The organism is Mucilaginibacter sp. SG564 (genome assembly GCF_013149275.1).
In the GTDB taxonomy this organism is placed as follows: Bacteria; Bacteroidota; Bacteroidia; order Sphingobacteriales; family Sphingobacteriaceae; genus Mucilaginibacter.
This window is the reverse complement of the sequence record NZ_JABGNA010000010.1, coordinates 11,107-25,282: the sequence shown is the minus strand read 5'-3', so window position 1 is coordinate 25,282 and position 14,176 is coordinate 11,107. Positions and strand designations below refer to the sequence as shown.

General features: G+C 42.2%; 13 protein-coding genes. 6 read left to right on the top strand and 7 right to left on the bottom strand.

The window, feature by feature from the left end:
• Positions 1–3 precede the first annotated feature (3 nt).
• The 4 genes from FHW89_RS21695 to FHW89_RS21680 all read left to right on the top strand — a co-directional run bounded on the left by FHW89_RS21695 (position 4) and on the right by FHW89_RS21680 (position 4,252).
• On the top strand, positions 4–1,692 hold the full coding sequence (locus FHW89_RS21695) for a RagB/SusD family nutrient uptake outer membrane protein (RefSeq protein WP_172337154.1): 1,689 nt from the start codon (positions 4–6) through the stop codon (positions 1,690–1,692).
• Between the two features lie 71 nt (positions 1,693–1,763).
• Entirely contained in the window at positions 1,764–2,801 is a 1,038-nt protein-coding gene (locus tag FHW89_RS21690) for a DUF1735 domain-containing protein (RefSeq protein WP_172337153.1), read from the top strand.
• Between the two features lie 183 nt (positions 2,802–2,984).
• Positions 2,985–3,887 carry a DMT family transporter gene (locus tag FHW89_RS21685; protein ID WP_172337152.1) on the top strand — a complete coding sequence of 301 codons (903 nt, stop codon included), beginning with the start codon at positions 2,985–2,987 and terminating at the stop codon, positions 3,885–3,887.
• A 14-nt stretch (positions 3,888–3,901) separates the two neighbouring features.
• Positions 3,902–4,252 (top strand): VOC family protein, encoded by a 351-nt coding sequence (locus FHW89_RS21680; protein ID WP_172337151.1) that lies wholly within the window; start codon positions 3,902–3,904, stop codon positions 4,250–4,252.
• Between the two features lie 13 nt (positions 4,253–4,265).
• Here FHW89_RS21680 and FHW89_RS21675 read toward each other — a convergent pair whose 3' ends face one another.
• Entirely contained in the window at positions 4,266–6,701 is a 2,436-nt protein-coding gene (locus FHW89_RS21675) for a gliding motility-associated C-terminal domain-containing protein (protein WP_172337150.1), read from the bottom strand.
• A 374-nt stretch (positions 6,702–7,075) separates the two neighbouring features.
• On the opposite strand from FHW89_RS21675, the gene FHW89_RS21670 reads away from it, so the two are divergent.
• Both FHW89_RS21670 and FHW89_RS21665 read left to right on the top strand, forming a co-directional pair.
• Positions 7,076–7,849, top strand: coding sequence for a helix-turn-helix domain-containing protein (locus FHW89_RS21670; protein WP_172337149.1), 774 nt, complete (start codon positions 7,076–7,078; stop codon positions 7,847–7,849).
• A gap of 74 nt (positions 7,850–7,923) precedes the next feature.
• Positions 7,924–8,238: a hypothetical protein gene (locus tag FHW89_RS21665; protein ID WP_172337148.1), complete on the top strand. Its 315-nt coding sequence runs from the start codon at positions 7,924–7,926 to the stop codon at positions 8,236–8,238.
• A 55-nt stretch (positions 8,239–8,293) separates the two neighbouring features.
• Here FHW89_RS21665 and FHW89_RS21660 read toward each other — a convergent pair whose 3' ends face one another.
• From FHW89_RS21660 to FHW89_RS21640, 6 genes are all read right to left on the bottom strand, one after another.
• Entirely contained in the window at positions 8,294–9,388 is a 1,095-nt protein-coding gene (locus FHW89_RS21660) for an SDR family oxidoreductase (protein WP_253952286.1), read from the bottom strand.
• A 130-nt stretch (positions 9,389–9,518) separates the two neighbouring features.
• Positions 9,519–10,865 (bottom strand): sigma-54 dependent transcriptional regulator, encoded by a 1,347-nt coding sequence (locus FHW89_RS21655; protein WP_172337147.1) that lies wholly within the window; start codon positions 10,863–10,865, stop codon positions 9,519–9,521.
• 120 nt (positions 10,866–10,985) lie between these two features.
• Positions 10,986–11,189: a YqaE/Pmp3 family membrane protein gene (locus FHW89_RS21650; protein WP_172337146.1), complete on the bottom strand. Its 204-nt coding sequence runs from the start codon at positions 11,187–11,189 to the stop codon at positions 10,986–10,988.
• Between the two features lie 78 nt (positions 11,190–11,267).
• The gene (locus tag FHW89_RS21645) at positions 11,268–11,807 is read right to left on the bottom strand and encodes an acyl-CoA thioesterase (protein WP_172337145.1); all 540 of its coding nucleotides are present in this window, start codon (positions 11,805–11,807) and stop codon (positions 11,268–11,270) included.
• A 72-nt stretch (positions 11,808–11,879) separates the two neighbouring features.
• Positions 11,880–12,014, bottom strand: coding sequence for a hypothetical protein (locus FHW89_RS29015; RefSeq protein WP_256367811.1), 135 nt, complete (start codon positions 12,012–12,014; stop codon positions 11,880–11,882).
• Positions 12,015–12,060: 46 nt separating this feature from the next.
• The gene (locus FHW89_RS21640) at positions 12,061–13,317 is read right to left on the bottom strand and encodes a DUF5103 domain-containing protein (RefSeq protein WP_172337144.1); all 1,257 of its coding nucleotides are present in this window, start codon (positions 13,315–13,317) and stop codon (positions 12,061–12,063) included.
• Between the last annotated feature and the right edge of the window lie 859 nt (positions 13,318–14,176).

Here is a 14,176-nt window from a genome sequence, read left to right as displayed (position 1 = left end):
GAAATGAAAAAAAATAGATATATAATAGCATTACTGGCCATGGGTACGCTGCTTTACTCCTGTAAGCGTGATTATCTGGATGTGCAAACTTTACAGGCCGGTGTTACTGTTGATAAACTTTACAGCAACTATACCTATGTACAGCAACAGGTTTGGAATACTTATAGTTACCTGCCCGATGGCTTTGCCAACCTGGATATGGAGGCAGCTACCGATAATGCAGAAGCGACCAACCCTTTAGATACATCGCAAATCTATAACACCGGTACCTGGAATCAGTACAATAACCCTGCTGATGTTTGGGCCCGGAACTTTAAAGGCATAAGACAAGCCAATCTTTACCTGAAAAATAAAAGCGCGGTTGATATTTCCTATATTAAAGATAAGATCACATCGACAGATTCAACCGCTTATTTTAACGCCCGGAATAACATTAAATTTATGGAAGGCGAAACACTTTTTTTAAAAGCGTTTTTCTACTTCGAGTTGGTTAAGCGTTATGGAGGTGTACCTATTTTTGATCAGCCGTTTGATTATGATGATGCCAACACCTGGAAAAATGCACAAAGAAACTCTCTTGACGAGTGTCTAAAATATATTGTTTCCTTATGCGATAAGTCGGCAGCTATTATACCTGCTAACCTGAGCCCTTATTCATGGTATGAGGCAGGCCGTGTTACGCAAGGGGCAATAAAGGCGCTAAAAGCAAAAGCTTTGTTATACGGGGCCAGCCCGCTTTTTAAAGATAATGGTTCAACGGTAACATGGGCCCAGGCTGCTGCTGCTGCACATGATGTAATAGCTTTGGGCACCTATTCGCTCGATGCTAATTATGCCAATTTATATGGAGCAAATAGCACAACCTCCGCCGAGCTTATATTTTATAGGCGTTATGGTGCTATCAATACTGTGGAATATGCTAATTACCCAATTGCATTTCAGAATAGCAGAGGTAAGAGTATTGCACCGACTGAAAACTTTGTAGAGAGTTTTGAAGTGCTTCAAAAGGACGGCTCGGGTAATATAACCGGTGCGGTGCCCTTTAGCTGGAATAATCCGGATCAGGCTGCAAACCCCTATCAGAACCGTGACCCCCGTTTTGCTGCCACCGTGGTATATAATGGATCTACATTTAAATCTACCGCTATCGAAACATTTACCGGTGGTAATAGTGGTTTGCCAAAACAAAATGCCACTAAAACAGGCTACTACCTGTCAAAATGGGTCAATCAATCTATCGATTTAGTTAATAACACTACAGCCAATCATGCCTGGATCTATTTCAGGTACGGCGAGCTCCTGTTGAATTATGCAGAGGCCATGTATAATGCTTATGGCACCGATGCCGATCCGCAAGGATATGGAATGACTGCCTCACAGGCCCTCAACAAGGTAAGGCAACGTGTAAAAATGCCGGTATTAACAGCGCTGAGCCAACAAGCTATTGAACATGAGCGTAATGTGGAATTGAGTTATGAAGATCAGCGTTTCTGGGATGTCCGCAGATGGAAAGAAGGTTCCGTTTATTTCAAAACTCCGGTAAGCCGTATCGAGATCACGAATACCGGAGGTTCAAATAGCTATGCAGTTAAGCAATTGGAAGCACGGGTATTTGACGAAAAAATGAATTGGTTCCCGATTCCGCAAAGCGAGATCGCGAAAACCAATTGGAAGCAAAACCCAGGTTGGTAATAGTATACGGATCATTATGCAGACAAAGTATAATGATCCCTCTTAAATATTAAGAATTAAAAAAATATTTTATGAAAATTCATGTATCATCAATATTAAAATGGGCTGCCTGCATGGTTTTGATCCTCGCTTCCTGCAAACAGGAATACCTGGAAGGCGTAAAATCAAACCCGGCGGTAAAAGTTTATTTACCCCAGGCCGAAAAGCCGAATGGACTTGTAGACGTAATTACTGACAGCAAACTGGTTGTTGACAGCACGGCTGGGACGGCTAATTTTTCTGTGCCTGTTTATCGTGGCGGCGAGTCTAATTTTAATGCTTTAACGGTAGATGTGAGCGTTGATAATGCGGCGATAGCAAGTTTGGTTTCATCAGGTGCTTTGCCTGCCAATACCGTTATACTTGATCCCGCTGATTATACAATATCACCAAAAGATTCTGTTGTGCTTGATAATCATATTATGAAAGGGAGTATCATACCTAAAATAAAGATAGCCTCTATGTCAAAGTATGGAGGAAAAACGGCCGCCTTAGGTATAAAAATAGCCAACTCATCAAAGCAGGAGGTAAACACCGATATGAACAAGGTCATTATTTATTTTAATGTAGACCAGTTGCTGGATGCAGTTACTCCGATAACTAATATGGTTGATAAAACCAAGTGGACGGTTTTAAAGATCGCTTCGAATGACAATGTAACCTTTACGGTTAATAACGACGGAAGCATATTGGCAGCAGGAGGTAACGGCGGGCATCAGGGTGTTTATCAGCCATTCCAGGTTAGGGCCAATAAGAATTATAAAATTGATTTTAATGTAAAGGGACAGGGTGCCACCAATACCTGGTTTGAGGTTTACCTGAGCACCGTAGCGCCAACTCAGGGTACAGATTATAACAGCGGTGGCATACGTATGGCACTAAATACCTGGACAGGTTGTGGAAACACGCCTTTTAACGGTTTGTTATCGGCCGTTAAATGTGCCGGCAGTGGTAATGTGGTTTCATTTCCTAACGCTGGTACCGTTTGGCTGGTTATAAAATCCGGAGGGGATAATCTGGGCACAGGAGGTATAAAATTGACTAACATTGATTTTAGAAGGGTTGATTAACCTATGATATTGATAAACTCTTTTTGAGATATAGTTGATATAATATATTGATACAGCGTCCCGGGGTGAGATACGGGGCGCTTTTTTGTTTTAAAAAATTCTTAATGGTCATATCATCTCAGTCATTATACTCATTTGTTTGATTATTTATCACAAATTATCAAATAGTGGTATCTTGAAAAAATGTTAAATAAGAAATTCATAGGTCTAAGCAGCATATTGTTTGTTATGATTGTTTGGGGAAGCAGTTATCCTGTAACCAAGATCATTATCAATGATGTTGCTCCGTTAACACTTGCTTTTTGCCGTTGTTCTGTGGGGGCTGTTACTTTACTGCTTACTTTTTTTATTACTAAAGATAAGCCGATCAGAGCCTATTTGATAGGTGTACCCTGGCCCTACATCATATTTATGGGTTTATCAGGCGTTACCTGCTTTTATACCCTTTTCAATCTCTCGGCTCAAATGACATCGGCGTCAGTAGGTTCTTTAATACAGGGCTTTATACCGGTTTGTATAGCTTTATTTGCCGCTGTATTCCTTAAAGAAAAACTGTCTGCTGTGCAGGTTATCGGGATAATTGCCTCTTTAATTGGTGTAATGCTGATCGGCTTTTTATCAAGCGACAATAACACTGATACGCGGAATAGTATAACCGGTAATCTGTTAATGATTGTTGCTGTAGTTTCCTGGGCTGCATATACTATTATGTCCAAAAAAGCGGCCCATTTCAACCCTTTATTAATAACCAGCTTGAGTACCCTTGTTGGTTCAGCATGTTTATTACCAGCCGCCATATTTGAGAACCGGTACACAGGTTGGCCTGTTATTCACCTTAATTCGTGGTTAGTTATCCTGTATCTTGGTGCGGTATCCTCCGGTATATGTTATTTTCTTTATAGTAAGTCTCTCCGGTTGTTAACAGCTTCGCAGGTTGGAAATTTTGCTAATCTTGACCCCGTAGTTGGATTGCTCATTTCGCTTATTTTTTTAAATGAGCATATTAATATTTTGCAGATAGCTGGTGCTGTTTTAGTTTTAGGTGGAATTGTGCTAAGCACCAGAAGAAGTCAATTAGCCAATTAAGATATATTATATCGATGAAAGTAAAACGAATTGTTACTAATATCAACACGCCTGATGTTGCGGAAGCCAAACGTTTCTACCAGGAGGTATTAGGGCTTGATCTGATAATGGATCATGGCTGGATAGCAACATACGGCTCTGATGAAGAGATGAACATCCAGATCAGCTTTGCATTTGAGGGGGGATCGGGTACGCCGGTTCCGGATATTTCCATAGAAGTTGATGATATTAACGCTGCGATTGAACGGGTGCGTAAAGCAGGATTCGGCATAGAATATGGACCGGTTGACGAACCATGGGGAGTAAGGCGCTTTTATGTACGTGATCCATTTGGCAAGCTGATCAATATACTTGCGCATCTGTAGTATTGTTAATCTATTATCGGATAATAGCCACCCATCCGGATAAGGGTTTACTGCCATTTTTTAAGTCGATGATATAATAGTAAGTACCCGGTGGTACCTGGCTGCCATGATAAGTGCCATCCCACGGCGTGCCATAGCCGTTGGTATGAAATAAGGCCTGTCCATAGCGATTAAATATGTTAACTGTACAATTTGGATAATTAACCAGGTCGTCAATTTTCCATACATCGTTAAAGCCGTCACCATTGGGTGTAAATGTATTGGGAATATGAATGGGGCTTATTACGGTAACCGTAACCGGTACTATGGTTTGGCAATTGAGCGATGAGGTAGCCGTGAGATAATAAGTAGTAGTAACACCTGGAAATGCCAGCGGATATGGCGTAGTGGTACTATTAAGACCAAATGAAGGCGACCAGCTTAAAGAAACGATATCTCCGGATAGCTGTGGGTTTAGCGTAACACTTTCGCCCAGTTTTATGGTAGGGTTTTGATCAAAAACAATCCCCGGCGCAGGGTTAATATGAACTTGTATGGGCAAACTGGTTTGCGGTACGGTACAACTTGCGTTATTGGTTGTAATGCAGGTAACTACATCATCATTTTGTAAATTGTTACTGCTAAAAGTTGACTGGTTTGTTCCGACGCTAACACCGTTTACCTGCCATTGATAGCTGTTAACAGAAGTGCCATTAGGTATCGTTGCCGTAAAATCAATGGATTTGCCGGCACATACAGTAGCATCGGCCGGCACGGAACTTATGGTGGATGTAATTCCCGCCTGTGGAGAGGTAGAGTTAATAGAACTTAATACCGTTACCGGAACATCGATAGAAACCGTACCGCCCAGCATGGCGGGTGTATTGGTATTGCCGTTATTATTGCCAACTATGCCATTCCCCGCAATGGTGGTAAGCTGCCCAGAAGGGGTTATACGTACAATACGCTCATTATCGGTATCAACTACGATGAGGTTGCCAAACGGATCCAATTTGATGCCGATAGGATTATTTAAAGTAGCTTTATCGTTGGGGTTAGTTGTTGACAGTACAAGTGTAATAACCTTGCCCGATGGATCGATCTTGCGGATAGCGTTATTCTTTGAATCAGTTATATATAAATTCCCCAGATTGTCCCTGGTAATGCCTTTAGGCTGATTAAAGCTTGCCGCGGCACCTATACCATCCGTAAACCCCGAGCCGTCATGACCTGCTATTATGGTTATGGTTCCATCGGGAGCTATTTTTTTAATAGCGCTGGTATAATCGGTTATATATAAGTTTCCGAGCGGATCTGTAGTTACGCCTACAGGGTTGTTTAATTTGGAAACAGAGGAGGGCGCGGTAATAGTAGTAACCATTCCGCCAGGCGTTACCTTGCGGATCAGGTAATCGCCCTGAGTGATATACAAATTACCGGCAGCATCTATAGTGATACCTTTTGGATCCTGGAAGCTCGCGGCTGTGCCCAGTCCATCAAGAGTTTGGTTCTGCCCGTTACCTGCTATAGTGGTAACGGTACCATCAGGTGCTATCTTCCGTACGCGGTCATTCTCGTCAATTACATACAGGTTCCCCGAAGGATCGATAGTAATGCCGTTAAGTACTTTAAATTTTGCCGTAGTGGCGTTACCATCGGCATAGCCACAGCCACTGCCACCCGCAAAAGTTGTTACGGTGCCATCACTCGCTATCTTTCTGATGCTGCAGCTATAACCATCCGCTACATAAATATTGCCGGCCGCGTCGGTTATCGCGTCAGAGGGTACGCTAAAAGTTACAGCCTGTGGATTAGGGCGTAAATTACTACTAGTGAGCGTAATGGTTTGATTGCCAAGATTGGCGCAAGTTAAATTTTGAGGATTTATGGTATTGGTTAGTGTGCTGCCATCGCATACAAATGGAGAGCCCAGATCTGCTACCTGTACTTGGTAGCCTCCACTTTCGCTTAATTTAAGTGTTATAGGTCCGGGGCGAGGGAAAATTACCGGAATAGCATAAGAAGTAACTGTAAAAAAAATAGCCGTAATGCCACCAAACTGGTCGCTGGCAGTAAGCGTTATATTAGTTGGTTGATTTACGTTTAAAGGAGTACCTGGAAGAGGCTCCTGCTTAATGCTAAGTATAGCGTTTGGACAGATATCGTGGGGTACAAACATCGTGGTATAATCAGGCAAAAGCGTATTGCAGCTATTATCTGCCGGGATGGTTATATCATGATAATCTGGGAATACTGGTTTACTGGTAACTATAACCGGTATGGATTGGGTTACCGTTGTACCCGGTGTACCATTGCTGGCTGTTACCGATATACTTTGTGCACCAAGGGATGAACAGTCGAGATTTGGAGTATTAACCACTGTGGTTCCGTTTGTGACAAGTCCCGTGACATCGGCAACATCGGTAAACACAACGGTTTTATGACCGGTTTCGTCAAGTTGCAATCTCACAGCCGTTTTAGGAATAATGTGCGGAGCTTGTGCAAGGGCTTTACCAAAGGCAAAAATTAAAAAGCAAAATACATATAGACCTTTTTTTAATGCTCCGGATGCACCAGTAATTATCCTATTGTTTTTTAGGTGACAGGTAAAAGCTGAAATAAAGGTTGAAAGCATCTTTTTCCTTGCATTACAGGTAATACATTTTATTACCCGTGAGTTAACACAAAGCTGTTAATTAGCAAATTAAACGAAAAAGCGGTTCATTATGTTCAGCGTGCTTGTATCCATATTATTCATTATTTAATGAATCCTCTTATTGTCGATCTGCAAAAGATGACAATACTATAAACTAAAGTGTAAGGTTTAAATTTAAATTAGTGATCATGAAAATGGAGCGGCACCTTCCTGCTGATATTTTAAAACCCTTTGTTGAACACTATCTTTTTATTGAAAGTGAGCAGGGGATGGAAAACCGTGTATTACCGGATACCTCCGTGGTTATGAGTTTTAGGTATAGAGGCACCATAAGTGATGAAGTTGCCGGAATAAAAAATAATTTGCCTGGCACGGTCATTACGGGACTGCGAAAATCGGTTCGTTTGATTAATTATTTAGCGCAGGCCGCAACACTGCTCGTTATTTTTAAGCCGGGAGGAGCAGCCCCGTTCTTTAAAGAACCGCTGCATGAAATATTTGGTGTAAGCTTAGCGTTGGATGACCTGATCGGGAGGCAGAAAGTGGCCGAAATAGAAGAGCAATTGAACGAAGTAAATGATAGCTTTCAACGCATTGCTATTGTGGAACGATTTTTACTTTCGAGATTATATCATGCCAAAGCCGATTCGCTTATACAGCAAACTATCCGGCAGATTCGTATGGGTAAAGGAATGGTGCGGATAAAAGACCTGGTAAGTACATTACCCATTAGCCATGATCCATTCGAAAAAAGGTTCCGGAAAATAACAGGTACTTCTCCCAAGCAATTTTCTTCTATAGTTCGTTTACGAAATCTGATCGAGAACTATAATCCGACGGTCGATCTTACCGAGGCCGCTTTATCTGCCGGTTATTTTGATCAGGCCCATTTTATAAAAGACTTCAGAACATTCACCGGGCAAACCCCGTATGAGTTTTTCAGATCGACCATTTACTGGTAAATTAATGATTTTTTACAATTATTAGGTAATTGGATTGCTGAATTTTGAATCAACAATAATCCAGCAAAAACATCATGAAACAAATATTCATCGACAAATTTATAATCCCCCAAAACGGTAAACAGGAATTTACCGAACGGATGAATTTCAACAGGAACTTTATCAAAAATCTACCGGGCTTTTTAGGGGATGCTGCTTATGAACGACAGGACGACAACGGGAACATTATTTGCATCACTGTTGCCAATTGGGAAAGCGAAGATGCTTTGAATCTGGCAAAGGCTGCAGTGCAAGCAGAATATCAACGCATTGGTTTTAACCCAACAGAATTGCTTACCCGCCTGAATATTATTATGGAGCGGGAGATCTATCAGCCAGTGAACAATTGATCAGAACAGCAGCAGGTATACAAATAAAGTATGCCTGCTGCTGTTCTGTGTAAACTTATGGAATCACTTTTTTACGGCGGAATTCATCAAACAAATTAGCAAACATTTGTTCGGTATCTACATATTCGTGAAAGCCAAAACGACGTGCTTTTGAACCATCGGCAAAAAAATCATAATCCCAGGAGAAAACAAAATCACCGAAACCCCAATAAGAAACACCTTCATAACGGTGTTTTTCGAGTTCATATTTGTCCTGTATCTTTTCCCATACCGGGGCTTTATCAGCCATCACTGTTTGCAGGGGCATTTGCAGTGGTGGCGCGGTTTCCATATCAAAATAGCGGGCAATTTTAGGCCACATTTCGTTCCAGCGGAATAAGTCGCCATTGTTGATATTAAAAGCCTGGTTGGCACAATTTGGGTTTGTTGCCGCCCATACAGTTGCTTTTGCCAAGAGTCCGGCATCGGTCATTTCCATGAGTTTGTCATAAGCACCTGGTTTACCCGGAAAGCGTAACGGGATGCCTAATTCTTTGGAGATGGTAGCATAAACAGCGATAAGCAATGCCAGGTTCATAGGGTTGCCTAAAGCCGTGCCTCCCACTACCGAAGGCCGTATGGCCGACCATGTCCAGCTTTTGCCTTGTTGCCGTTGCTCCAGGAAATTTTGCTGATCAACATTAAACTCGGGCGGCATGTGACCGGCGTCACTCTCTTTGGCCGGTGTTTTAAATGGCCCCAGGTGAGCTCCATAAACCTTATATCCCTGCATCAGGCTAATATGCTGCAGGTTTAAAGCAATGGGTTCAATAACGTTAACTACGTTAACCAGCATAGCTAAATTGGGCTCAACCAGTTCGGCCCAGGTAGGTTTGTCCTGGTAGGCTGCATAAAATATGTGGGTAACTGCAGATAGGGAATTTAATTGTTTGGCCGTATCTCCTTTATCAAGAAGGTTTACCGAAATGTATTTAACGTTTGCTGAAGAAGTGCCCCCACGCCGGGACAGACCAATAATATTCCAGTCGCCAAGCGATAAAAGATGGTTAATAAGATTAGTGCCGATAACGCCATTGGCGCCAACGATGAGAGCTGTTTTTGCCGGGTTTGAGATTGGGTTGTTCATCATCATGTTTGTTGCTGATGCCAAAATTCTGGATTTAAGTGCCCGCCGCCCTGTAAAAAACAAGTATTAATATGTAAGAACGTTGGTAAAATAAGGAGCATATAATGCTATTCGAAAAACTTTTTCAAAACTGTTTAGGCAAGATTGGCTGATCCTATTCCAGTCCGTACTCCTTCAGTTTCCGGTAAAGGGTAGCTACCCCGATATTTAAAAGATGGGCGGCTTCAGAGCGGTTGCCATGGGTATGGTTCAGCACCCGTTGAATGTGCAGCTTCTCTACCGATGACAGATCAAACGCCGATATCGGTATACCTGTTTTTACCTGTTGCTGCTGAATTTCGTAAGGTAACAGGCTTTCATCTAAAATCTGAGTATCAGCCAGGATTACCGCGCGTTCAATAACATTTTTGAGTTCGCGGATGTTGCCGGGCCATGGGTAATCTTCAAGTTTATGAACAAACTCATCGCTGAGTTCATTGATTTGCTTTTTAACCTTCAGGGCAAAGTGCTGCATGAAAAATTCGGCCAGCAGCTTAATATCCTTTTTACGCTCGCGCAGGGCGGGCAGGGTGATCTGGAAAACCGAAAGCCGGTAAAACAAGTCTGACCGGAAATGGCCATCCGTGATTTCGTTTTGCAGATTGCGGTTGGTAGCGGCAAGGATACGCACATTTACCTGGGTAGGCTTAATATCACCAATTTTTAAAAACTGTTGCGATTCCAGCACGCGGAGTAATTTGGCTTGCAGATCGTGATCCAACTCGCCTATCTCATCTAAAAAAATGGTACCTCCGTTGGCCTCCTCAAACAGTCCTTTTTTGTCTTTCAGCGCCCCGGTAAATGAGCCTGCTTTATGGCCAAACAGCTCACTTTCCAACAGCTCTTTAGTAAAAGCGCTGCAGTTTACTGCCACGAACGATTTGGTATTGCGGTTACTGGCCTGGTGAATAGCTTCGGCAAAAATTTCTTTGCCGGTACCGGTCTCTCCCAATAGCAAAACTGTAGTATCCGTTAACGCTACCTTTTGCGCCAGTTTGATCACATCGCTAATGGCGGTTGATTTACCGATGAGCCTGTCGAACCCAAATTTATCATTCAGCTTGCTTTGCAGCTCCATAACGGTTTGCTGCAACAGGGCCTTATCCATAGCCTTACTTACCAGAGGGATGATCTTTTCGTTATCGTCACCTTTGGTGATATAGTCAAACGCCCCGGCCTTAATAGCTTTTACACCATCGTTAATAGTGCCGTAGGCTGTTAGTACAATAATTTCTGTTGAAGGATAATTCTTCTTAATGGTTTCTGATAGGGTAATGCCGTCAGTATCAGGTAACTTTACGTCGCTGAGTACTACATGTATATATTCCTGCTGTAGTTTACGCAGGCCTTCTTTACCGTTGGCGGCAGTGAAAACTTCGTGCCCTTCCAGTTGCAGGATCCGGGCAAGCAGGTTGCGTAGCCGTTCCTCGTCATCAATAATTAAGAGCTTACCTTTTTGCATGATGGCAAATATGGTAAATTTTGACCGTTGATTTTAATGATAATGCTGATTTCGTTGATGGCCTTTATATTGAACTACGATTTAATCGACGAAATCAGTGTAATCATATTTATCAGCGGTTTACCAGGCCCTTGCCCGGCGGGTGGCGCGCATCAGCTGGCGGTGCCTCTTGGCCTCATAATAGTCATTGGTTACCAGTATGGCATGTATTATACCCGGTACCAAGAAGAACAGGGTTAAAAATATATTCAGTATAAATGCTCCGATACGGCCGGTGGTCAGGATGGCCAGCGGAGGCAGTAAAAAACATAAAAAATATCTCATGGCACTAAAATTTAAATGGACTGGTACACCGTATCATACCATTTAGACCGCGAAACTATTTTTTTGTTACGGCTGCTGTTAGTCGCGCAGATTGAGTGGCAGTTGTTCGCCAAAAAACAGGGCTTTTAGCTCCGTAGCGTCATTCGGCTGCATTTTACCACCTAGTATTAACCGCAGTTGGCGACGGCGCAAAGCACCTTCGTAAAGCTTAATATCCTCTTCCGTTTCCGGTATCAGGGCAGGTACGGTTGTTTTTTGCCCTTCGCTATCCAGGGCCACAAAGGTGTAGTAAGCTTCGTTACTTTTTACCCGGGTACCCGAGGGTATATTTTGCGCCCATACATCCATCCTTACTTCAACCGAGGTAGTGAACGCACGGGTTACCTTAGCTTCAATGCTGATCACATCCCCCAACTTAATTGGCGACTGGAACGATACATTATCAACCGAAGCGGTTACTACAATACGATTGCAGTGTTTTTGCGCGGATATGGCCGCTGCAATATCCATCCAGTGCAGCAGGCGCCCACCCATCAGGTTGTTTAAAGTATTGGTATCATTGGGTAATACCAGTTCGTTCATGATGGTATATGATTCTTTAGGGGCTTTTCCGGTCATGTGCTGAATTTTGTGCAAAGATAAGTAATAAGTCCGGTTAGGCTAAATCCTCAGGAATCAATTAATGCTTGTTTATTTTTTTGCCATCAGCTCATGAGTAGCCTTACCATCTTTGATGCCGATTTTTACAATATCTCGACCTACATGATAAGCTAACACAGCGAAAGCGATAATAAGGGTACGGGTGATATTTTTAGGTTTGTTCATAAGCACAATTTATGAAATATTATTATTTTAATGAATAGGTTGTAAATTATTTCTTCACGCTGTTCAATTCCCCAAAGCCAACCAGCTCGTCCCAGCGGGCGGTAGGAGCACGGTAGTAGATGAGCAACTGGTAATCATTTTCGGTTTCAAAGTGGCTGCCTTCCAGTACTATATCATTGGCTTTTTTGGTGGCATTATCATACCATACATATTCATAATCATAAACCCCCTGTTTAAGTAGCAGGTTGATATGGTATTTACCATCCTCGCCCATAGTTAGCTTGCTGCGCTCATCCAGTTTATAATCATTAAATGCGCCAACAATATAGGGGCTACCCTCTGCGGCGGATTTATAAGGGGCCAAACCAAAATAGATGTGCGCGTAATCGGCATCAGTACGCGGGTCGGTACCATCCTGGTTCAATACAAAGAACTTGCCGTCATTATCATAGAGCAGCAGGTAATCAGGACTATCGCGAATCGGGTCAGTTAATAGTACCACGTTGTTGGCTGTGTCTTTTATGATACGGGCAATACGCTGGGAGTTAAGCTTCAGCGTGCGGGTATCAAACAGCCTGAACTCATTGCGGCCTGGGAAATCATTGATCGATACATCGTTATAAACCAGTTGTGTACCGCGCACATAAGTGGGCTGCGTGTTTAAAATGCCGGTTTGGGTACGCGCGTTCTGCATCAGTAAAGCACGGATCTCGAATGAAGGGTTTTGTATAGGCAAGCCGGCATAGTCAACCGTAAAGTTTACTTTTTGGTTAGTTTTACGGGTTTGTACATCGGGCGAAGTACCGATAGTGGCCGCTATGGATATCTTTTTGTTGACCACATATAAACGGCGGGTAAGCACCATTTTTGACTGGTCGCCATCCTCATAAACTTTCAGTATGTAATTGCCTGACAGTTTGGGCGCTATATTGTTATTGGGCAGCTTGAGCTCGTAGTGTGTATATTTTTGAATAGTACCAGTTGAATAGGTATAGGTATACAAACGATCGTCAGTAAAGCTTTGCAGGTACTCGGCGGTGGATAGATTTGACGAGTTCCAGCGGGTGTCGCAATGTTCAATAGTATAATAGTAATTACGACTGCCGCCACGCAGATCATCAAAGGCCAGCGTTACTTTTTCTGTTGATCCTAAGGTGATTACCGGGAACGAGCCCTGTTTTTGCGTGTTGTAAAACTCCACGCTTTTGATAGCCGGGTCATAAACATTATTATCATAGGGCGATTGCGCAAATCCCCGGAGGGTAGTGAATAAGAGAACCAGTAGGTAGTAATGTTTTCTCATTTTATATCAATTTATTTGTTGTTCAGCCCTCGGCAGGATTGGCGTGGCGAAATTTAAGAAATTCCCGAACAGAAATAACGGGTTACTACCCATTTAAAAAATTATCCTTTCGGGAAACCTTTTTAAACCTTGAATTTTAACACTTTTCTGCTCAAAAACAGCGGAAAATCTTTCAAAAAGGATTCGAAAACATCGATTTTAACACTTTTTAACAAATTTCAGGGTGGTTTTAGCGTGCTTTTTAAATTTTAAAAAGTATTAAATAATTGATTTTCAAATAACTATATGTAAAATGGTTGATTTTGGGCCTTTTTTTGCTCTTAACACAACAGCCCGGTTACCTGTTTAAAAGGCAGCCGGGCTGTTATTAATAAATATACGATTTTTTGGAATAAGGAGCAAGGACTTTTGGAATAAAGATTCCCCCGCATGTTATTGCGAGTGCAGTGTGGCAATCTCGTTTCAAGTATACGTACGCTACGGGATTACTTCGTATCCTTACAGCAATGACATATGTAATATTCCGTTCACCTTTACCGCAAGGGGGTAATAACTGTATAAAATACATTTAATTGTATATTTATCTCATTGATTATTTGCATGTTAAGATAACATAATAGATTGCTCATTTCGGTTACTAATAGCCGTGATCTGTATTATAGTTTTATAACATTAAAAAATAAGTGGCAATATCTATACACATTGACTGCTTAAACCAATTAACCTGTAACCAACTAAATTTTCCTGCAATGAAAAAAATTTACAAATTCTCCCCTCGTGGCCATGCTTTGCCAAAAAAAATTAGTCCTATTGAAGAGCCTGTATTGATGACGCTAACCAGCCTGAGTCTGAAAATTTA

What these genes read in the sequence shown, in the direction of transcription:
- FHW89_RS21695 (WP_172337154.1), top strand. Translation starts at nt 4, where the DNA reads ATGAAAAAAAATAGATATATAATAGCATTACTGGCCATGGGTACGCTG.
- FHW89_RS21690 (WP_172337153.1), top strand. Translation starts at nt 1,764, where the DNA reads ATGAAAATTCATGTATCATCAATATTAAAATGGGCTGCCTGCATGGTT.
- FHW89_RS21685 (WP_172337152.1), top strand. Translation starts at nt 2,985, where the DNA reads ATGTTAAATAAGAAATTCATAGGTCTAAGCAGCATATTGTTTGTTATG.
- FHW89_RS21680 (WP_172337151.1), top strand. Translation starts at nt 3,902, where the DNA reads ATGAAAGTAAAACGAATTGTTACTAATATCAACACGCCTGATGTTGCG.
- FHW89_RS21670 (WP_172337149.1), top strand. Translation starts at nt 7,076, where the DNA reads ATGAAAATGGAGCGGCACCTTCCTGCTGATATTTTAAAACCCTTTGTT.
- FHW89_RS21665 (WP_172337148.1), top strand. Translation starts at nt 7,924, where the DNA reads ATGAAACAAATATTCATCGACAAATTTATAATCCCCCAAAACGGTAAA.
- FHW89_RS21655 (WP_172337147.1), bottom strand. Translation starts at nt 10,865, where the DNA reads ATGCAAAAAGGTAAGCTCTTAATTATTGATGACGAGGAACGGCTACGC.
- FHW89_RS21650 (WP_172337146.1), bottom strand. Translation starts at nt 11,189, where the DNA reads ATGAGATATTTTTTATGTTTTTTACTGCCTCCGCTGGCCATCCTGACC.
- FHW89_RS21645 (WP_172337145.1), bottom strand. Translation starts at nt 11,807, where the DNA reads ATGACCGGAAAAGCCCCTAAAGAATCATATACCATCATGAACGAACTG.
- FHW89_RS29015 (WP_256367811.1), bottom strand. Translation starts at nt 12,014, where the DNA reads ATGAACAAACCTAAAAATATCACCCGTACCCTTATTATCGCTTTCGCT.
- FHW89_RS21640 (WP_172337144.1), bottom strand. Translation starts at nt 13,317, where the DNA reads ATGAGAAAACATTACTACCTACTGGTTCTCTTATTCACTACCCTCCGG.